Here is a 19,841-nt window from a genome sequence, read left to right as displayed (position 1 = left end):
GCGTGATAGATTCTTTCTTGCGACGCGGGGTGGAGCAGCTCGGTAGCTCGCTGGGCTCATAACCCAGAGGTCGTAGGTTCAAATCCTGCCCCCGCAACCAAGAGAAGGCCCGGACCAGGGAGAAATCCCCGGTCCGGGCCTTTTTGTCCCTCCTCGTAGTGACGGCGTCAGCCGCCGAACCGCACCTCCCCCACCTCCGGCACCTCGATGCCGGCGGCCGCGAGCTCGAGGTCGACCCGTTCCGCGATCGCCGCAGCGGGCTCCTCGCCGTCGAACGTCCCGTGCGCACCGGCCGGGACCAGCACCGCGAAGCCGCGCTCCCGCGCTCCCACCGCCGTCGCCTGCACGCACAGCTCGCTCTGCATGCCCGCCACCACCAGCGTGTCGACACCCATCGCGTGCAGCACATCCGCCAGCGCGGGGTTCGACTGGAAGGCGTTCGGGACGTCCTTGCGGACCACGAACTCCCCCGAACGGCGCGCGAAGGCCAGCTCCCAGCCGGGCGTGCCCGGCTCGTCCGGATCGCCGGGGCCGCCGTCGTTCTTGACGTGCACCACGGCGGCACCCGCCTCGCGCGCGGCGTCGAGCAGGCCCTTCAGCACGCCACGGAGGCGGGAGGCGTCCGGCACCGCCGTCTCGCCCTCCAGCATGTTGCGCTGCACGTCCATGAGCAGCAGCCCGTGACCCATGCGCTCATTGTCCGCTTCCGGCCGCCGTGCCGTAAGGACCGTCCGCGGAGCAACGCGCGCGGATGCACGCGGAGCGAACGAAGCGGCCCGCACCGATGAGGTGCGGGCCGCTTCGAGGCTGCGGGAGGCGGCGCTACCGGTCTACTTGCCGCCCTCGGCCGCGATCGCCGCCTGCAGCGCCTGCTGCAGCCGCGCGTCCGCCTCGCCGTACTTCGTCCAGTCGCCGGCCTTGAGCGCGGCCTCACGGTCGGTGAGGGCCTGCTTGGCCTGCTGCAGCGCCTGCTGCAGCGCGGCGTTGTTCTGCGTGCCGCCGGAGCCGCTGCCCGAGCCGGTCTCGCCTCCGGAGCCGCTGCCGCCCCCGGTCTCGCCGCCCGAACCGGACGAACCGCCTCCGGTCTGGCCGCCCGGCGTCGCCGGCACGTTCGTATCGCCCGCGTTCGCGCCGGAGTCGCCGCCGAACAGCGAGTCGAGCGCCTGGTCGAGGGTGTCCTCGAACGCGATCTTGTCGCCGAACGCGACCAGCACCTTCTGCAGCAGCGGGTAGCTGGTCTCACCGGTCGACCGGACGTACACCGGCTGCACGTAGAGCAGACCGCCGCCGACGGGGAGGGTGAGCAGGTTGCCGTTGATCACGTCCGTCTTGCCCTGGCGCAGCAGGTTCAGCTCCTGCGACACGGTCGGATCGGCGTTGAAGTTGTTCTGCACCTGGCCGGGACCGGGGATCGTGTCGCTCGATGGCAACGACAGGAGTCTCAGTTTGCCGTAGCCGTCGGAGACCTTGCCCTTCGTCTGCCCGGCGTCCGCATCCACCGCCAGATAGCCCTTGAGCACGGATCGGCTCGACTCGCTCGACGCCTGCGGGATGAAGGTCGTGTAGAGCGAGAACGACGGCGCCTTCTGCCCCGGCATCTGCATGGTCAGGTAGTAGGGCGGCTGGAGCGTCGGATCGCTCGACGACGAGACCGGATCGTTCGGCGTGGTCCAAGCGTCCTCACGGGAGTAGAACGAGCCGGCGTCGGTGACGTGGTACTGACCGAGCACCGACCGCTGCACCTTGAACAGGTCGGCCGGGTAGCGCACGTGGCTCATCAGCTGCGCGCTCATGTCGCTGACCGGCTTGACCGTGGTCGGGAAGATCTTCTCCCACGTCTTCAGCACCGGGTCCTTGTCGTCCCACGCGTACAGCGTGACGGAGCCGTCGTACGCGTCGACCGTGGCCTTCACGGAGTTGCGGATGTAGTTGATGTCGTCGAACGCGTATGCCGGCGTCGGCGTCTCGGTGTCCGCGATGGCGTCGCTCAGGCTGCCGACGTGCGAGTACGGGTACTGGTCACTCGTCGTGTAGCCGTCGATGATCCATTTCACCCGGCCGTCGATCACCGCCGGGTAGGCCTGCGAGTCGAGCGTCAGGTACGGCGCGACCTTCTGCACGCGCTTGACGGGGTCGCGGTCGTACAGGATCTGGGAGTCGTTGTTGACCGCGTCCGAGAGGACGATCTGCTCGTCCTGGAACTTCAGCGCGTAGACGAGCTTCTTGAAGATGTTGTCGAGCTTCGGACCGCCGTTGCCGGAGAACGTCGTGTACGTCTGCTGCGCGCCGTCCTTGCCGCCGGGGTAGTCGAGCTCGACCGACTTGCCGCCCTGCGGTGCGCCGACGATCGAGTAGGTGGGCGACTGCTGGCCGAAGTAGATGCGCGGCTCGTACTCGCCCAGGCTGCCCTGGGTCGGGATGCCGTACTCCAGGAACACCGGCTGGCCGTCGGTCGAGCGCTGGTTGCCGTAGGCGGCGACCAGACCGTAGCCGTGGGTGTAGACGATCGTGTCGTTGTACCAGTTGCGGCCCGTGGTGAGGCCCGACTGCTGCAGCTCGCGGACCGCGACCACGGCATCCTGCTCGTTGCCGTTGATCTCGTAGCGGTCGACGTTCAGCGTGTTCGGGAAGGCGTAGTACTGACGGAACTGCTGCAGCTGCCGGAACGACGGGCTGACGATCGCCGGGTCGATGATGCGGATCTGCGCGGTCGTGCGGGCGTCCTGCCGGAGCGCGCCCTGCTCCGCGTCGGTCTTGGCGTCGTACGGGATGACCTCGATCTTGCTGAGGTCGTACGCATCCCTCGTCGCGTCGATGGAGCGTTGGATGTACGGCGTCTCGAGCGTCTTCTGGCTCGGCTCGACCTGGAACCGCTGGATGACCCAGGGGAAGATCGCGCCGACGACGAGCGCGGCGACGATCAGCAGCGCCGTGCCGACGATCGGGAACCGCCAGCGACCGACGAACGCGGTGAGGATGAACAGGATCGCGACGAAGATCGCGGCCCCGGCGAGCACCGCGCGCCCGGGGATGGTCGCGGTCACGTCGGTGTACGCGGCGCCGTTGATGGTGTCGTTGACGTTGGAGTCGGTCACGGTCGCGTAGCGGTCGAGCCAGATGCTGATGCCCTGGAGCAGCAGGTACAGCGCCGCGACGACGGAGATCTGGATGCGGGCGGCCTTGCTGATGCGCACCTCCCGCCCGCTGACGCGGATGGACCCGTACAGGTAGCAGGTGGCGAGCGTGGCCAGCAGCGAGATGAGCACGACGGCGGAGGCGAACCCGACCAGGCTGCGGTAGAACGGCAGCGCGAACAGGTAGAAGCCGATGTCGAGGTGGAACAGCGGATCGGTCTTGCCGTAGTGGGTGCCGTTGAGCCACAGCGCGGCGGTCTGCCAGCGGCTGGCGGCCGAGACGCCAGCGAAGATGCCGAAGACGATCGGGATGCCGTACATCGCCAGGCGGCGCAGCGGCTCGATGACCTGCTGGTAGCGGTCGAGCTGGCTGTTCAGCTTGGCGTAGACCGGCCGGAGGCGGTACGCGAGCTGGATGGACAGCCACAGCGGCACCGCCATGCCCAGGAAGCCGAGGAAGAACAGCAGGATGGCCGCGAACCACTGGGTGGTCAGCACGTTGAGGAAGCCGAGCTGCTGGTACCAGAGGATGTCGGCGTACAGTCCGGCGAAGACGAAGAACAGGATGACCAGGGCGACGATCACCCCGAGAGTGATCCAGATGGCCGCGCGGCGGCGTCCTGCGGGTCGTGGTGCTGCGGTTGAACTCACGTGTGGCCCTTTTGCTCTCCGTGACAGGGGGTGTCAATCCATCCTAGGTGGGCGTCTCTGCGAGTTCGCTGCGGCTATGACGCGGGGCAGGTGGGCAATCCCTGGGTGCCGGTCCCCTCGCGCACCGCGTCGAGCGCTTTGAGGGAGTCGGCGAGCGTCTTCACCGCGAAGACGTGCAGCCCATCCGGGATGTGCCCGGTGACCTCGTCGCAGTTGGCGGCGGGGGCGAGGAAGTAGCTCGCGTCGCCCGTGTCGCGCGCGGCGTACATCTTCTGCCGGATGCCGCCGATCGGACCGATCGCGCCCTCGTTGTCGATGGTGCCCGTGCCGGCGATCCGCTTGCCCCCGTTGAGCGTGCCCGGGGTCAGCTTGTCGATGATCCCGAGGGCGAACATCTGCCCGGCGCTCGGCCCGCCGACGTCGTTGAGCTGGATCTTGACGTCGAACGGGAAGGTGTAGTCCATCCCGGCGCCGATGCCGAGCACCGTCTGGTTGCCGGAGGTGGTGGGGGTGAGCTGCACGGTGGAGTCCGCTCCCCCGCGCACGATGCCGAGCTCGGCGGGCTTCGACGTGCCGTTCTCGGCCACGAGGTCGCGGAGCTGCTGGATGCTCTCGACGGTCGTGCCGTTGACGCTCGTGATCTCGTCGCCCTCCTTCAGGACCTTCGCCGCCGGCGTGTCGGGGATGAGCTGCTTGACGGCCACCGACTGCGGGAAGTCGTAGCCGAGCTCGTTGAGGGCGGCGGCCACGGCGTCCTGCTGCGAGTTCACCATCAGGGCCGCGTTCTCGGCGTTCGACTGCTCCGTCGTGGTGCCGGGAGGGAAGACGGCCTCGAGCGGCAGGACCGCCTTGCTCGGCTGGAACCACGACCACAGGATCTCGGCCCAGCTGGGCCGCTGATCGGGGTTGCCGACGACCGACACGGTCAGCAGGTCGAGGGAGCCCGCGGTCGGGTACGTCTTCTTGTCGGGGATGCTGATCAGCGGCTTGTCCGACCCGTCGCCGGTCGAGCCGACCGCCGTGCCGGTGCCGAGGGTGTTGAAGACGGGACCCGGCTGCTCGATGACGAACGGCGCCGGGGCGATCGCCAGCACGAGGGCGAGCACGAAGGCCACCCCGACGGCGATCCACCCGATCAGGACGCGTCGCGGCGGGGCGATCCGCTGCCGCTGCGCTGGGGCCCCGGCGGCCTGGTCGTCGTCGGTGAACAACGTCACGCGGTGGTCCCTTTCGTCGTGTTCGCCACGGGCGCACGGCCACGGGCGGAGGACGGGCGGATTCCCACCCGGCTCCTGGTTCTCACGGGCTAGCGTAGATGCAGAGCCTGTGAGCCGCGCACCACCTCCGGTCGGCGGCTGCGGCGACAGCGAGACGAGACGAGGGGCGCCACGATGGCCGACGACCCGGAGAAGGGCCCGGACGACGAGTTCCGGGACATGCTGCGCGAGTTCCTGTCCGGGAACTCGTCGATCGACCCGAGCCAGCTCGCAGGCGCGGCCGGGCTGCCGAGCGACCCGGCCAGCCTCCAAGCGCTGCTCGGGCAGCTGCAGAACGCCCTCCTGAAACCGGGAGGGGGCATCGACTGGGAGGTCGCCGCCCAGCAGGCGCGGACCCTCGCCGGCGACGGTGCGCACGCGGCCACGCCCGCCGAGCGCGCCGCTCTCGACCAGGCGTTCAACGTGGCGGCCCTGTGGCTCGACCAGGTGACCACGGTCTCCGAGCTCCCCTCCACGCCCGAGCTGATCGGCCGCGCCGAGTGGGCCCGCCAGACGATGCCGCTCTGGACGCAGCTGGCCGAGCCGGTCGCGACCAGCATCTCCGACGCCCTCACCCGCGTGCTCACCGAGCAGGCGCCGGAGGAGATGCAGGGCATGATCCAGAACGCCGGGCAGCTCATGCGCTCCATCGGCGGCACCCTGTTCGCCATGCAGCTCGGCCAGGTGGTCGGGCAGCTGTCGAAGGAGGTCGTCTCCGGCGGCGACATCGGCATCCCGCTGCTCGAGGACGGCCGCGCCGCCCTCATCCCGCAGAACGTCGCCGAGTTCGGCTCCGGCCTCGACATCCCCGCCGACCAGGTGCAGCTCTACCTCGCGGTGCGCGAGCTGGCCCACGCGCGCCTGTTCCGCCACGCGAAGTGGCTGCGGCTGCAGCTGATCACGCAGATCACGGCGTTCGCCAAGGGCATCAGCATCGACACCGAGCGGCTGGAGTCGCTGGCCGAGAGCTTCGACCCCTCCAACCCGGAGGAGCTGCGCGAGGCCATGGTCAGCGGCGCGCTGATCCCGCCGAAGACCGAGCTGCAGCAGGAGGCCCTCGCGCGGCTCGAGACGATGCTCGCGCTGGTCGAGGGCTGGGTCGACGTCGTCACGGCCAACGCGACCCGGCTGCTCCCCCGCGCCGACGCCATCGCCGAGACCGTGCGGCGGCGCCGCGCGTCCGGCGGGCCGGCGGAGTCGGCGTTCGCGACCCTCGTCGGGCTCGAGCTGCGGCCGCGCCGGCTGCGCGAGGCGGCCGCGATGTGGCAGGCGGTCACGGACGCGGTCGGCCAGGAGGCGCGGGATGCGCTGTGGTCGCACCCGGACCTCCTCCCCCAGGCGTCCGACCTGGACGACCCGAGCGCGCTCGTGGCGCGGCTCACCGCGACCGCGGCGGGCCAGGAGCCGGAGCGGGACGAGCTGGACCAGGCCATCGAGGATCTGCTGCGGGGGGACGGTCGCGGTGACGACGGGCAGGGTGACGGGCGGCCGACGGAGTCGTAGGGCGGTTCCTCGCTGTGGACGCGCGGGCCCCGGAATGAATATCTGGGGATAACCGCCGACGGTCGATCCTTGCACGGGACGATGGCCGCATGGTCCTCGCACTCGATCCCTCCGTCCGCCGCGTCTGGCGCGACCCGCACAGCCTGCAGTTCGGCGTCGACCGTGCCCGGCTCGTCCTGCAGCCGGTGACGGCGGCCGAGGAGCGGATGATCTCCGCCCTCGCCGACGGCATCGCGCCCGCCGGCCTGCGGATGATCGCTGCGCGGGCGCACGCGTCCCCGCGCGAGGTCGAGGCGCTGCTCGACCGGCTGCGGCCGGTGCTCGCCATCGCCCGGACGCCGCCGCTCGCATTGCCCACGGTTGTGATCGACGGCGACGGACCCGCGGCGGCCCGGATGCGCACGCTCCTCGGCGACGCAGGCGTTGAGACGCCGAGCGGCCTCACCTGGGACGACCCCGCCCTGGACACGGCGGGCGCGGCCGTGATCGTCGGATCGTACGCGATCGAGCCGGCCCGCTATGCGCGCTGGCTGCGCCGCGACGTGCCGCATCTCGCGGTCGTCTTCGGCGACGCCGGAGTCACGGTGGGCCCCCTCGTCGAGCCGGGCGGCGGCCCCTGCCTCCGCTGCCTCGACCTGCACCGCACCGACCGGGACCCGGCATGGCCCGCGATGGCGGCCCAGCTGTTCTCGCTCCGGCGGCCCGGGGAGACGGAGCTGGTGGTCGGGGCGGTCGCGTCGGTGGCGGTGGCGGCGGTGCTCGGGAGGTTGCGGGGTGGAGGGGTGGAGGGTGGCGTTGGTGCGGGAGCGGCGGGAGCGGCGGGAGCGGCGGGAGGCGTGAGCGGGGTGGGCGGCGAGAACGGGGCCGGCGGCACGGTCGGGGCGGCCGGCGTGAGCGGCACGGCCGGCGTGAGCGGCACGGCCGGCGTGAGCGGCACGGCCGGCGCGAGCGGCACGGCCGGCGCGAGCGGCACGGCCGGCGCGGGCGGTACGGCCGGCGTGTGGGCGCGGGAGTCAGCGCGGTTCGATCCTGCAGACGGCACGTGGAGCCGGGTGGCGCACGAGCCCCATCCCGAATGCGGGTGCCGAGGGCTGCCCGCTGTCGTGGCGGCGCAGCGGGATGGCGGCGGGAGCGAAGGCGTCAGGCGCGGCGGGGCGTCGGCCCGGTCTCCGTGAGCCGGTTGTCCCGGGGCTGGTGGTCCGTGAGGCGGATCTCGGCGAGGAAGCGCGAAGGCTGGCGCAGCACCGGTCGGCCGGGCTGGGTGCCGCGTTCGGCCCAGCTGAGGGAGAGGCGGCGGCGGGCGCGGGTGATGCCGACGTAGAGGAGGCGGCGCTCCTCGTCGATGGCGTCGAAGCCGGTGGCGTAGCTGATCGGGACGAGGCCCTCGCTGAGACCGATCAGGTGCACCGACTCCCACTCGAGGCCCTTCGCAGCGTGGAGTGTGGCGAGGGTGACCGCCGACAGCGTCGGCTCATGCTGGCCGGCCTGGCGGGCGAGCAGCTCGTCGGTGAAGCGGCGGAACGTCGTGCCGGGCGGCTGCTCGTCGACGAGGCGCATGATGGCGTTGAGCGACTCCCACCGGTCGCGCACGGCGCCGCGCCCCTCGGGAGGCTGCACGGACCAGCCCAGCGTGCGCAGCACGTCGCTGACCGACTTGAACAGCGGCTCGTCGGTCGCGGCGACGCTCGCGGCACGCAGGGTCATGATGGCCTGGCGCACCTCCGGCAGATCGAAGAAGCGCTTCGAGCCGTGGATGCGGTAGCTGATGCCCAGATCGCCGAGCGCCTGCTCCAGCGCCGCGGCCTGGACGTTCACGCGGTAGAGCACCGCGATGTCCTCGGGCCGGGAGCCGTTCGCGAGCTCGGCGGCGATCCGCTGGGCGACACCGCGCGCCTCCTCGCGGTCGTCCGCGTACGCGGTCGGCGGGGCGACCGCCGGGCCCGCTGCGGCGGGGTCCGCGGCGGCGGGGCGGGCTTCGGCGCGGCCCCCGTCGCCACGTCCGGCTGGAGCGCGACCACCATCGCCACCCGCGGCAGCGCCTGCAGTGCGCGCGGCGCCGGCGCCGCTTGCGACGCCCGCGGCGCCCGCGGCGCCATGGGCACCCGCAGCACCCGCAGCCCCGCGCAGCCCCGCAGTGCCCGCAGCCCCCGCAGCCCCCGCAGCACCACGGTCCCCCGCAGCGTGCTGCGTCGCCTCCGCCGCCCGAAGCGTCAGCGCGCCCGAGCGGCCGCGCATGAGGCGGTTGGCGACGTCGATGACCGCGGGCGTCGAGCGGTAGTTCTGCTCGAGGCGGACGATCGTCGCGCCGGGGTGCTCGCGTCCGAAGTCCAGCAGGTACTCGCTGCGGGCGCCCGCGAACGAGTAGATCGTCTGGCTGGCGTCGCCGACCACGCACAGGTCCTTGCGCGTCCCGAGCCACAGCTGGAGGAGGCGGTGCTGCAGTGGGGAGACGTCCTGGTACTCGTCGACGACGAAGAAGCGGTACTGCTCGCGCACCTGCATGGCGACCGCGGGCTCCATCTCGATCATGCCGGCGCAGACCAGCAGGACGTCCTCGAAGTCGATCTGCTTGCGCTCGTCCTTGAGCTCCTCGTAGGCGGTGTGCAGGTCGACCAGCTGCTCGGGGCGCAGGTTCGACGGCACCGCGCGCGACGAGAGCGCTGCTGCGTACTCCTCGATGCCGAGACCCGAGACCTTGCGCCACTCGATCTCGGCCGCCACGTCGCGCAGCGTCGCCGTGTCGACGCGGAGGCCGAGCTTCTCGGCGGCGTGGCCGAGCACGCGGCCCTTGCCGTCGAGCAGCGACGGGAGCTGACCGCCGACCACCTGCGGCCAGAAGTAGTTGAGCTGGGCGAGCGCGGCGGCGTGGAACGTGCGCGCTGCGACGCCGCCCGCGCCCAGCTTGCGCAGCCTCCCGCGCAGCTCCGCGGCCGCCCGGTTGGTGAATGTGAGCGCCATGACCCGGTTCGGCGTGAAGGCGCCCGTCGCGACCCCGTAGGCGATGCGGTGCGTGATCGCCCTGGTCTTGCCGGTGCCGGCGCCCGCGAGGATGCAGACCGGGCCGAACAACGCCTCCGCGGCAACGCGCTGCTGCGGGTCGAGGCCCGCCAGCAGCGCCTCCGGCGTGACGACCGGGCCCTGCAGCGCGACCGCACCGCCCGCGTCGGGCTGTGCCCCCGCGGCACTCATGGCACGACGGGAGGCTCGTCCAGCGAGCCGCCGTACCAGTCCTCGATCAGCGCGCGGGCGATCGAGGAGCGGCCGGGCAGGATGATCTGGTCGCGGGCCTCCCACAGCTCGACGCGGCTGAACCAGCGCAGGTCGAGGATCTCCTCGCCGTCGGGGTCGAGGGCGGCCGCCGGCTGGTCGTCGGCGAGGCGCGCGGTCATGCCGACCATGACGGACGCGGGGAACGGCCACGGCTGCGACCCCTTGTACTGCGCGTCGACGACGCGGATGCCCGCCTCCTCGAAGATCTCGCGCTCGACGGCCGACTCGAACGACTCCCCCGGCTCCACGAACCCCGCGAGCAGCGAGTAGCGGGAGTTCTCCCACATCGCGTTCGAGCCGAGCAGCAGCCGGTCGTCGGCGTCGAGCACGGTGACGATCACCGCAGGGTCGGTGCGCGGGAACACCTCGGAGCCGTCCTCGAAGCAGCGGCGCACCCAGCCCGCCTGCTCCACGACCGTGGGGTTCCCGCAGCGCGGGCAGTGCGTGTGCGAGGCGTGCCAGTTGGCGATGGCGAGCGCCTCCGTGAACAGTCCGGCGTCGCGGTCGCTCAGCGCGGTGGCGACGGTGCGGAGGTTGCCCCAGCGCGCCTCGTCCGGCTCCAGCTCCTGCGCGGCGGCGTCGGTCAGCACCTCGAGCACGACGGCGGTCCCGGCCGGCTCGCGGTCGGTCGCGACGAGGGTGCGGCCGAGGTAGACGCGCACGGTCGCGCTGGTGACCCGCTCCACCGGGAGCAGCTCCAGCTCGGCGGGACCGGCGTCCGGGGCAGCCCAGCCGTCGGAGGCCGGGGTCGCCGCCGCGACGCTCGCGGCCGTGAGCAGCGCACGGCCCTTCCACAGGGCGAGGACGCGCGTGCCCGGCTCCTCCCACAGCTCGTCGAACAGCGCGGGCCGGGAGCGTGCGGCGTGGTCGCGGTCGACCGCGTGACGCGACAGCGGCAGGGCGGCGAGCGGGAGCGCGACGGGAGGTGCGGACGACATCGAGATCCTTTCAAGGCGTGGCGGAACGGCCCACGCGGGGATGTCCATCTAGCCTATTGAGCATGGCCAGATCCCACTTCACTCTAGCCGCGCTGGCCACCTCGGCCGTCCCCGACCTGGCCGTCACCGGCTCCCGGTCGTACACCACGGGTGGGACGGGCGACTACGACGCAGCGCTGCTGCAGACCAGGGACGGCGACGCCGTCATCATCCGCGTCCCCACCACCCAGGCCGCCGAGAACGAGCAGAGCGCCGACCTCGTCGCGCTGCGCGCGCTCACCACCGGCATCCGCAGCCGGCTGCCGTTCGACGTGCCGCGCTACCTCGGCCAGGCGCCCGTCGCCGGCACCCGCGCGATCGTCTACGACTTCCTCCCCGGCCACCACGTCGCCGTCGAGGAGGTGCCGCCGGGCGACGGCCTCGCCGGCTCCATCGGGCACGCCATCGCGGCCATCCACCGCCTCCCCACCAACTTCGTCGGCGAGGCGGGGCTGCCGGTGCAGTCCGCGCCCGAATGCCTGAACGCCACGACGACGCTCATCGAGTCGGCCGCGGCGACCGGCCTGCTGCCGACGGCGCTGCGCGACCGCTGGCGCGACGCGGTCGCCGACCACTCGCTGTGGCAGTTCCAGCCGACCGTGGTCAACGGCTCGCTGACCGCCGACTCGTTCCTCGTCGAGGACGACTCGGTCACGGCCGTGCTCGGCTGGTCGGCGCTGCGCGTCGGCGACCCCGCACGCGACCTGCACTGGCTGCTCGCGATGGCGCCCGAGGCGACGGACGGCGCGCTCGGCGCCTACGCCTCCACCCGGCAGGTCGCCACCGACCGCCAGTTCACGCAGCGCGCGATGCTGTACGCCGAGCTGGAGGTCGCCCGCTGGCTGCTGCACGGCCGCGAGGTGCGCGACCAGGGCATCGTCGACGACGCCGTGCAGATGCTCGACGGCCTGGTCGACCGCGTGCACAGCCAGTCGGTGACGCCGCTCTCGACCGCGACCGGGCCGATCATGGCGATCGACGACGTGGAGGCGATGCTCGACCGCACGCCCGGCGACCGCCTGCATGCGCAGCACGACGGCCAGGCCGGCCGACCGGAGGGCTACGAGCGCTCCGGTGGGTTGAAGCCGGTCGCCGAAGACCAGAGCGACCGCAGCTCCTCCTCGCTGTAGAGCCGCTCCGGCCGCACCACCCGGTCGTCGGCGACGAAATAGAACACCGCGTCGATGCGCTCCGGGTCGATGCCGCTGTAGCGGGCGAACGCGAGACGGTAGAGCGCCAGCTGCAGCTGCTTGCGCTCCAGGTCGTCGGCGTCGCGCGGCGCCTTGCCCGTCTTCCAGTCGACGATCTGGTAGTCGTGCTCGCCGTCGTCGACCCGGTACACGGCGTCGAGCTTGCAGACGACGACCTGGCTCGCGAGCGTGACGTGGATCTCCAGCTCGACCTGCTCGGGCCGCCGGCCCGCCCACTCGCTGTTCGCGAAGGTCTCCTGCAGCTCGGCGAGCCGCTCGGCCTCCAGCACCTCGCCCGCGGGGTCGTCCAGCTCCGCTCCGTGCGCGTCGAGCGCGTCGGCGGCCCCCGCGACCGTGCCGAACCGCTCCTCCACCCAGCGGTGGAACAGCGTGCCGAGCCGGGTCTGCCGGTACGGCCGCTCGGGCATCGGGCGGCGGAGGGAGGCGGCGACGCCGGCGGGGTCGCTCACGTAGTCCTTGAAACGCGACGCGGGGATGCGCGCGGGCAGCTCGACCAGGCCGGCGTCGGCCGCGCGGCGGGCGCGCTCCGCCAGCAGGAGGTCGAGGTCGCGGGCGTACACGCCGCCATCCCCCGCACCCCGCTCGCGGGCGCTGCGGACCGCCGCGGCCGCGGCCTCCACCCGCTGCCGCCGCGCGCCCAGCGGATCGAGCGGCCACGTGAGGCGCTGCGACGCGAGCGCCAGCGGGTTCTCGTCGGGCTCGTCGCAGTCGGGGAACGCGTCGTGCGGCAGCAGACCGGCGGCTTGCAGCTCGAGCAGGTACGCGCCGGGGCCGCGCGGCTTCGTCTGCGTCGACCAGTACGAGCCGGAGAGCAGGAGGCCGTCCCGCGCCCGCGTGACGGCCACGTAGATCAGGCGGCGCTGCTCGTCGAGGTGCCGGGCGACGTTCTCGGCCTTGAAGGCCGTGATGGCCTCGTCCACGTCCTTCTGACACTCGGCGTTGCGCCAGGAGAGCACGGGCAGCTCGGCCGAGTCGCCGCGGAACTCGTTGGGCAGCTGCCCGAACGACAGCCAGCCGGCGCTGCTCTGCGGCGGCCCGGGGAGCTCGCCGTCGACCAGGCGCGGCACGGCGACGACATCCCACTCCAGGCCCTTGGCGCCGTGGATGGTGAGCACCTGGACCGTGCCCGGCTCGGCGTCCTCGCTGCGGGGCGCGAGGTTGTCGCGCTGCTCGGCCTCGGCCAGCCAGGAGAGGAACGAGCCGAGGGTGGCCTGGTCGTCGCTCTGCAGGTAGGAGGCGACCTGCTCGGCGAAGGCGTCGAGGCTGGCCTGGCCGAGCTGCGCGGACTCGTTGGCGGCGACCTCGATGTCGAGCAGCAGCTCCTGCTGCACCAGGGTCACGAGGTCGAGCAGATCGAGACCGACGCGCGAGCGCAGCCGGTCGAGCAGCCGCCCGGCCTCGCGCATGCGCTCCAGCCCGGCGGGGCTGAGGTCGGCGAGCCGGCCATGCCCGTCGGGCGCCTCGGTCACGAAGTCGAGGGCGTCGACGAGGGAGGCGGACTCCTCCCCCGCGACCGAGCGGCGCAGACGGTCCCGGACCGCCGGGTCGAGCTCCTGGAAGCGGTGGTCGCGCGCGGCGAGCCAGGAGGCGATGCTGCGCAGCGCTGCGATGTCCTTCGCGCCGACGCGCCAGCGCGCCCCGGTGAGCAGGCGGATCAGCTCCGAGCCGGCGGTGGGGTCGTGCATGACCCGCAGGGCGCTGACGAGGTCGGCGACGACCGGCTGCTCCAGCAGACCGCCGAGCCCGAGCACGTGGTACGGGATGTCGTGGCGGGCGAGCGCCGCGGTGAACACGTCGACCTTCTTGAGAGACCGGCACAGCAGAGCGGCGCTCGGCGGACGGCCTGAACCGTCTCGACGCTTGAGACGCTGCCCCAGCCAGGTCGCCACCGCCTCCGCCTCGTCGGCGACGGTCTGCTCGAACGTCACGTCGAGGTCGCCCGCTGTGGCCCCCGGGCGCGCCTGGAGCAGCTCAACGTGCACCGGGGAGGTCGCCGAGAGCGGCGCGACGAGGGCGTTGGCCGCGTCGAGCACCCGGGTCGGGTTGCGCCAGCTCGTGCTGAGCGCGTACGCCGCGGCGCCGTCGCGCTCGCCCGTGAAGTCCTGCGAGAACCGGCCGAGGTTCGCCGCGCTCGCGCCGCGCCAGCCGTAGATGGACTGGTGCGGATCGCCCACCGCCATGACCGCCTGCCCGGCGAACAGCGTCGACAGCAGCCGGGTCTGGACCACGGAGGTGTCCTGGTACTCGTCCAGCAGCACCACGCGGAACCGGTCCCGGTAGTCGGCGACCACACCGGGGAGCCGCTCGACGATCGCGAGCGCGAGGGCCACCTGGTCCGAGTACTCCACGAACCCGCGTCGCCGCTTCTCGGTGTCGAAGGCCTGCGCGAGCTCGAGAAGCGGAGGGAGGGAGCCGACCGCCGACACGGCCTTGCGCACCGACTCGTACACCTCCTTCACGCGGCTGTTCCCGACCGGGAGCTCGGGCAGGCGCACGAAACGCTGCACCATGCGCTCGACCTCCTGCGCCTCCACGACGTTCTCGCTGAGCGCGCGGCTGATCGCCAGCACCGCGCTCGTCACGGCGTCGACGCCGCGGTCGAGCTCGACGAGGCGCTCGTCGGTGCTCGAGACGACCAGCCGTCGCGCGAGCTGCCAGGCGGACGCCTCCCCGAGCACGGCCGACTCGGGCTCGCGGCCGATGAGCAGCGCGTTCTCGCGGAAGATGGCGTTGGCGAAGGCGTTGTAGGTGGCGACCTCGGGCGACTCGAACGGGTCGAACTCGACGTCGGTGAGGCCGGAGGCGACGAGCTGCTCGATGCGCACGCGGATGCGCGCGGCCAGCTCGCCGGCCGCCTTGCGCGTGAAGGTCAGACCGAGGATCTCGGGGACGCGCACGTGGCCGTTCGCGAGCAGCCAGACCACCCGGTTCGCCATGGTCTCGGTCTTGCCGCTGCCGGCGCCGGCGACCACGATCGCGGGCGCGAGCGGCGCCTCGATCACGGCCTGCTGCTGCGCGGTCGGAGTCGGCAGGCCGAGCGCCTCGGCGATCTCGACCGCCGACAGGGCGCGCACCGGACGCGTGGGCGTCGGGTCCTCCGGCTCGGTCAGCGAGAACGCCTGCTCGACCAGGTCGAGGCCGGCCGCCTCCGCCGCCCACTCGAGGACGTCGTCGTCGTTCATGCCTCCCCCTTCATGCGCTCCGTCATGCGTTCGTTCACGCGCTCACCGCCGGGACCAGATGGATGCGGTACTCATAACGCCCGTGCGGGTCACGCTCGCCCAGGTCGACCACGCCCGCGAAGGTCGCGGCGGCCATGCCCTCGGCCGCGGACGCGACGCGCTCCTTCAGCCGTTCGAGCCCGTCGGCGTCCACGCGCTCCTGCACGACCTCGCGGTAGCGCTTGCCGCGGACGCCCTTCGCGACGAACAGCAGTTTCGCGCCGCCAGGAGGCAGCCCCTCCGCGGTGGCGATCGCGCCGTGCTCCATCGCCAGCTGATAGGCACCGAGCTGGGCGTGCGCCGCCGCCTCCGCCGCACTCGGCGTGCGATTGCCCGTCTTGAGGTCGACGATGACGACCGTGCCCTCCGGCGTGCGCTCGACCCGGTCGATCGTGCCGCGCACCAGCGCCCGGCCGACCCGCAGCTCGAACTCGCCCTCGGAGCCGAGCAGCTCGCCGCCCGCGCGCTCGAAGTCGCGCAGGTACTCCGAGACGCCCTCGGTCAGGGTGCGGGTGCGGCGGCGCTCCTTCTCCTCCAGCCACGGCGACTCGAAGGCGAGCTCGCTCCACCGCCGCTCGATGCCGCCCCACAGCCGCTCGACGCTGAGGTCGCCGTCGTCGCTGGTGCTCGCCTCCTCCATGACCGCGTGCACGACCGTGCCGATGCCCGCCGCGAGACCGCTGGGCGAGGCCGCCATGGCATCGATGAACCAGGCGAGCGGCGACTTCTCGAACGTCTCGAGCCGCGACGGCGAGACCCGCACCACGGCCTCCTCGTCGCCGTCGAGGTCCACGAGCGGCTCGGTGGTGGAGGGCTCCAGGAGGCCGTACCACTGCTCGGGGTCGGCCCCTTCGACCTCGGCGTCGGCCAGCCGGGCGAGCGCCGCGGCCGCGTCGGGGGCGCCGGTCGTCACGAGCCGGCGGCGCAGCCGGCCGACCATGCCGCGCAGCGACAGCGGGTGCAGGCTCTCGTCCGTGTCGTCGACGGCGATGCCGGAGGCGAGGCGCAGGAACGGCGACGGCTGCTCGTCGTCGTTGGCGGTCGCGGTCAGCAGCACCTGGCCGCGGGCGCGGGAGACCGCGAGCGCGAACATCCGCAGCTCGTCGCCCAGCACCTCCGCCCGGGCGTCCTCGGTGGCGGTCTCGCGGCCGCCCACCGCGTCGGCGAGCTGCTGGGGGTGCAGCAGCGAGCCGCGGAGGCGGAGGTTCGGCCAGACGCTCTCCTGCAGGCCCGCGACGGCGACGATCTCGAACTCACGGCCGACGGTGGCGCTCGGGGTGCACACGAGGACCGCGTCACCGGAGGTCTGGGCGGCGAGCGTGTCCTCCGGCACTTCGGCGCCGAGCAGCTCGACCACGAAATCGGAGGCCGGACGCTCGGGGTAGCGCTCGACGAAGCGGCGGGCGGCCGTGAACAGCGCGACGACGCCGTCCAGGTGCCGGTCGGCCTCGTCGGCGACGATGCCGCTGCGCTCGGACTGCTCCAGCCAGCGCTTGGCGAGCCCGCTGCGCTCCCAGGCGTGCCAGAGCAGCTCCTCGATCGTGGCGCCCTCCGCCGCCTTCTCACGCCCGCCGCGGAGCGTCTCGGCCAGCCGGGCGGCGCGCCGGGCAGGGGAGGCGTCGATCGTGGCCAGGTGCGCGGGGGTCTGCAGCGCCTCCACCAGCAGCTCGTCGGCCGGACGGTTGCCCTCGCCCGCCAGCTCCTCCTGGCGGAGCGCGAGGCGGAGACGGCGGAGGCTGACCCCGTCGAGCCCGCCGAACGGCCCGAGCAGCAGCTCGGTCGCGACGGCGGGGGTCAGCTCGACGGCGTCGAGCTCGGCGCCGACGAGCGTGATCAGCTGCCGGGCCGCGTAGTCGTCGCGCAGGGCCCGCCCGGCGACGCTCGTCTTGGTGGGCACCTCGGCGACGGCGAGTGCTCGTGCCAGGCCGGGCACGTGGGCGCCGGAGCGCACCACGACCGCCATCGCGCTCCATGGCACGCCGTCGAGCAGGTGGCGCTCGCGGAGCCGGCGTGCGAGCCGGGCGGCCTCGGCAGGAGCGGACGACGCCTCGATGCGCACCACTTCGGCGTGCGATGCCGACGCATCTGCGGCGGCCGCCTCGGGTGCCTCGCGCCCTGCGGCCGCGAGGCGCTGGACGCCCGCCGCCGCGGTGCCGATCCGCTCGGTGACGCGGCTCGTCAGCTCGCGCAGCGCCGGGGTCTGGCGGTGCGCGGTGGAGAGGACGATGCGGGTCACCGGGACGCCCATCCGCGCCTCCAGCTGGCCGAGAGCCGTCGCCTCCGCCCCGCGGAACGTGGTCGCCGCGACATCGGGGTCGCCGAACGCGATCACCGCGACGCCGCGCGCCGCGAGCGCCCGCAGCAGCGCGACGGTGGCGACCGTCGCCTCCTGCAGGTCGTCCACGAAGACCGCGCGCAGCCGGTCGAGCGAGCTGCCGTCGCGTACGACCGCGACCGCCGACGCGATCAGCTCGGCCGAGTCGACGAAGCCGCCGCGGTAGCTGTCGACGACCCCCTGGTACTCCGCCATGAACCGCGCGGCTGCGCGCCACTCGTCGTGCCCGGTCATCGCCCCGAGCTCGGACAGCCGGGAGGGGGTCAAGCCCTGTTCGGCGCAGCGCGCCATCAGCTCGCGCAGCTCGGTGCGGAAGCCGCGCAACGCGCGCACCTCCGGCACGAGCGGATCGGGCCAGTGCGGCCCGGTTCCGTCCTCCAGATGGCCGGCGAGCAGCTCCGCGATGATCTGGTCCTGCTCGCCGCCGGTCAGCAGCCGCGGCGGCTCGTCGCCCAGCCGGCGGGCGCGCTCCCCCACGAGCTGGAAGGCGAGGGAGGTCGCCGTGCGCGCCAGCGGACCGTTCGTCGGCACGTCCAGGCGCAGCGCGATGCGGTCGCGCAGGGCGGTGGCGGCCGCCCGGGAGGCGCTCAGCGCGAGCACCTCGCCCGTCGCGTACCCGCGCACGAGGACCCGCTCGGCCAGCGCCTCCACCAGGGTCGTCGTCTTGCCCGTGCCCGGCGCGCCGAGGACGGCGGCCGACGCGCCGTCGGCCAGCGTGAGCACGTCGAGCTGCGAGGCGTCGAGCGCGTCGGGGGCGAGCGCGCCGGCCGTCGCAGCCGCGCCGTCGGCGCGCTGACGGAAGCCTCTGGTGGTCATGACTCTCACGCTAACGGCGTCCGCCGACAGAGAACGCGAGCCGGGCCGCGAGCCGTGTGCCGGTAGTCTGAACTCACCCAGCCGGCCCGTTCTGAAAGGCACCTACGTGGAGATCCGCATCGGAATCGTCAACGCCCCCCGCGAGCTCAGCTTCGAGTCGAGCCAGTCGCCCGACGAGCTGACCGAGCAGGTGCAGAACGCACTCACGAGCGGCACGGGCTTCCTGCGCCTGACCGACGACAAGGGGCGCGTGTACATCGTCCCGACCGCCGGCGTCGCCTACGTGGAGGTCGGCCCCGAGGAGTCCCGCCGCATCGGCTTCGTGGGCTAGCCGCAGGCTACAGATCCGCCTGGTCCGCGTCTGCTAGATTCTGCGTCGATGGAACTGCTCTTCGTCGCGCTCGCCGGGGCCATCCTCGGTCTCGGCGCCCGCTATCTGCTCCCCCGCCGCCACACGCACGGCTCCGTGCTGATCCCCGTGCTCGGCGTCGCTGTCGCCTGCGTCCTCTGGGTCGCGCTCACCTGGGCGGGCCTGAAATGGGACGGCGGCTGGATCTGGTGGGTGACGATCGTCGGCACCGCCGTGATCGTCGCCGCCGTCGACCTGCTGGTCGGACGCGCGCGCACGGCCTCCGACGAACGCCTCCTGCACTCCCTCATGAAGGGCGCCGTCGCGCGCTGACGCCGCCCTCCCTCCGCCGAGGCCCGGGCCTAGGCGGTGAGTCCGAGCGCGTCCATCCGGCGCGTGTGCGCGGCGATCAGCTCGGTGAAGATCGGCTCGATCCGCTCCTCGTCGGTGATGCGGTTGCCGGAGAGGTGGAGGGCCGAGCGCGCCACGAGCAGCGTGTCGCCGACCAGCCGCCTCCCCCACATCGCCAGCCGCGAGGCCAGCTTCGGGTCCTGCTCGATCTCGTCGCGGAGGACGCTGAGCATCCCCTCCTGACCGGAGTCCGACCCGAGCAGCTGCGCGACGCGCGGCCCGATGTCGCCGGGCAGCCCGGCCGCGAGCCGGATGAAGAAGTCGTCGAGCAGCCCGCCCGCGACCAGCGCGGCGAGCAGCGTCTCCCGCCAGTCCGCGCCGACCAGCACGGCACCGAACCCCTCGATCTCGTCGGCGAACGGACGCATCGCCGCGGCGGGGTCGTCGCCACGGCGGCGGATCTCGGCCGCGATCCCCTGATGCTTCGACAGCGCGTGCCCGGCGGCGCCCGCCACCCGCTCGGCGGCCGGCAGGTCGCTCACCTCGGCGGCGACCCGCGACAGCGTGCGGAACTGCTCCAGCTGGATGTACGCCGCCTGGCCGAGATACGGCAGCAGGTCGGGCATCACCTCGTGCAGATCGATGCGGACCGCGGGAGCCCTCTGGGCACGCGGTGAGAGACGGGGAAGCTCGACGGCCGGGCGTCGCCGCGTGAACCAGGTTGACACGTACAGCAGTGTATCGGGAGGCGTCCAGTAGGCTGGTGA

Annotated in this window: 13 protein-coding genes, 1 tRNA gene and 1 pseudogene; 6 read left to right on the top strand and 9 right to left on the bottom strand. The window is 72.9% G+C overall.

Going from position 1 to position 19,841, the window contains the following annotated elements; genetic code table 11:
* The first annotated feature begins 23 nt into the window (after nucleotides 1-23).
* A tRNA-Met gene (locus P5G50_RS10285) sits at nucleotides 24-100 on the top strand.
* A gap of 67 nt (nucleotides 101-167) precedes the next feature.
* Here P5G50_RS10285 and P5G50_RS10280 read toward each other — a convergent pair.
* The 3 genes from P5G50_RS10280 to P5G50_RS10270 form a co-directional block, all read right to left on the bottom strand.
* Nucleotides 168-689 (bottom strand): isochorismatase family protein, encoded by a 522-nt coding sequence (locus P5G50_RS10280; RefSeq protein ID WP_301209347.1) that lies wholly within the window; start codon nucleotides 687-689, stop codon nucleotides 168-170.
* Nucleotides 690-830: 141 nt separating this feature from the next.
* Nucleotides 831-3,785 carry a UPF0182 family membrane protein gene (locus P5G50_RS10275; protein ID WP_301209349.1) on the bottom strand — a complete coding sequence of 985 codons (2,955 nt, stop codon included), beginning with the start codon at nucleotides 3,783-3,785 and terminating at the stop codon, nucleotides 831-833.
* Nucleotides 3,786-3,859: 74 nt separating this feature from the next.
* Nucleotides 3,860-5,002, bottom strand: coding sequence for a YlbL family protein (locus P5G50_RS10270; RefSeq protein WP_435870864.1), 1,143 nt, complete (start codon nucleotides 5,000-5,002; stop codon nucleotides 3,860-3,862).
* Between the two features lie 174 nt (nucleotides 5,003-5,176).
* Between P5G50_RS10270 and P5G50_RS10265 the strand changes: the two genes are divergently transcribed.
* Together P5G50_RS10265 and P5G50_RS10260 are read left to right on the top strand one after the other, a co-directional pair.
* A complete protein-coding gene (locus tag P5G50_RS10265) occupies nucleotides 5,177-6,544 on the top strand; it encodes a zinc-dependent metalloprotease (protein ID WP_301209350.1) in 1,368 nt (455 codons plus the stop codon).
* An 89-nt stretch (nucleotides 6,545-6,633) separates the two neighbouring features.
* Complete coding sequence (locus P5G50_RS10260; RefSeq protein WP_301230594.1) at nucleotides 6,634-7,719, top strand: hypothetical protein; 1,086 nt, start codon at nucleotides 6,634-6,636, stop codon at nucleotides 7,717-7,719.
* On the opposite strand, the gene P5G50_RS18650 is transcribed toward P5G50_RS10260, so the two are convergent.
* The 3 genes and pseudogenes from P5G50_RS18650 to nudC all read right to left on the bottom strand — a co-directional run bounded on the left by P5G50_RS18650 (nucleotide 7,685) and on the right by nudC (nucleotide 10,752).
* Complete coding sequence (locus P5G50_RS18650; RefSeq protein WP_435870921.1) at nucleotides 7,685-8,671, bottom strand: 3'-5' exonuclease; 987 nt, start codon at nucleotides 8,669-8,671, stop codon at nucleotides 7,685-7,687. The two genes, P5G50_RS10260 and P5G50_RS18650, sit on opposite strands and share 35 nt — an antisense overlap.
* Before the next feature lie 243 nt (nucleotides 8,672-8,914).
* Nucleotides 8,915-9,733 (bottom strand): annotated as a pseudogene (locus tag P5G50_RS18645) (UvrD-helicase domain-containing protein); the annotation flags it as partial.
* Nucleotides 9,730-10,752 carry an NAD(+) diphosphatase gene (nudC, locus tag P5G50_RS10250; RefSeq protein WP_301212937.1) on the bottom strand — a complete coding sequence of 341 codons (1,023 nt, stop codon included), beginning with the start codon at nucleotides 10,750-10,752 and terminating at the stop codon, nucleotides 9,730-9,732. The pseudogene P5G50_RS18645 and the gene nudC, both read right to left, overlap by 4 nt.
* Before the next feature lie 62 nt (nucleotides 10,753-10,814).
* Here nudC and P5G50_RS10245 point away from each other — a divergent pair, with 62 nt between their 5' ends.
* On the top strand, nucleotides 10,815-11,921 hold the full coding sequence (locus P5G50_RS10245) for a phosphotransferase (RefSeq protein ID WP_301212938.1): 1,107 nt from the start codon (nucleotides 10,815-10,817) through the stop codon (nucleotides 11,919-11,921).
* On the opposite strand, the gene P5G50_RS10240 is transcribed toward P5G50_RS10245, so the two are convergent.
* Both P5G50_RS10240 and P5G50_RS10235 read right to left on the bottom strand, forming a co-directional pair.
* A complete protein-coding gene (locus P5G50_RS10240) occupies nucleotides 11,852-15,184 on the bottom strand; it encodes an ATP-dependent helicase (RefSeq protein WP_301212939.1) in 3,333 nt (1,110 codons plus the stop codon). The genes P5G50_RS10245 and P5G50_RS10240 overlap by 70 nt on opposite strands.
* Nucleotides 15,185-15,218: 34 nt before the next feature.
* A complete protein-coding gene (locus tag P5G50_RS10235; RefSeq protein ID WP_301212940.1) occupies nucleotides 15,219-18,374 on the bottom strand; it encodes a UrvD/REP family ATP-dependent DNA helicase in 3,156 nt (1,051 codons plus the stop codon).
* 106 nt (nucleotides 18,375-18,480) lie between these two features.
* Between P5G50_RS10235 and P5G50_RS10230 the strand changes: the two genes are divergently transcribed.
* Together P5G50_RS10230 and P5G50_RS10225 are read left to right on the top strand one after the other, a co-directional pair.
* Nucleotides 18,481-18,705, top strand: a complete 225-nt coding sequence (locus P5G50_RS10230; protein WP_301212941.1) for a DUF3107 domain-containing protein — start codon at nucleotides 18,481-18,483, stop codon at nucleotides 18,703-18,705.
* Nucleotides 18,706-18,753: 48 nt separating this feature from the next.
* Nucleotides 18,754-19,056 carry a hypothetical protein gene (locus tag P5G50_RS10225; RefSeq protein WP_301212942.1) on the top strand — a complete coding sequence of 101 codons (303 nt, stop codon included), beginning with the start codon at nucleotides 18,754-18,756 and terminating at the stop codon, nucleotides 19,054-19,056.
* Nucleotides 19,057-19,085: 29 nt separating this feature from the next.
* On the opposite strand, the gene P5G50_RS10220 is transcribed toward P5G50_RS10225, so the two are convergent.
* The gene (locus tag P5G50_RS10220; protein ID WP_301212943.1) at nucleotides 19,086-19,802 is read right to left on the bottom strand and encodes a ferritin-like fold-containing protein; all 717 of its coding nucleotides are present in this window, start codon (nucleotides 19,800-19,802) and stop codon (nucleotides 19,086-19,088) included.
* Nucleotides 19,803-19,841: the final 39 nt, after the last annotated feature.

This window comes from Leifsonia williamsii, from assembly GCF_030433685.1.
GTDB lineage: Bacteria > Actinomycetota > Actinomycetes > Actinomycetales > Microbacteriaceae > Leifsonia > Leifsonia williamsii.
Note: the sequence above shows the minus strand (reverse complement) of the source record. Positions and strands in the feature narration are given on the sequence as shown.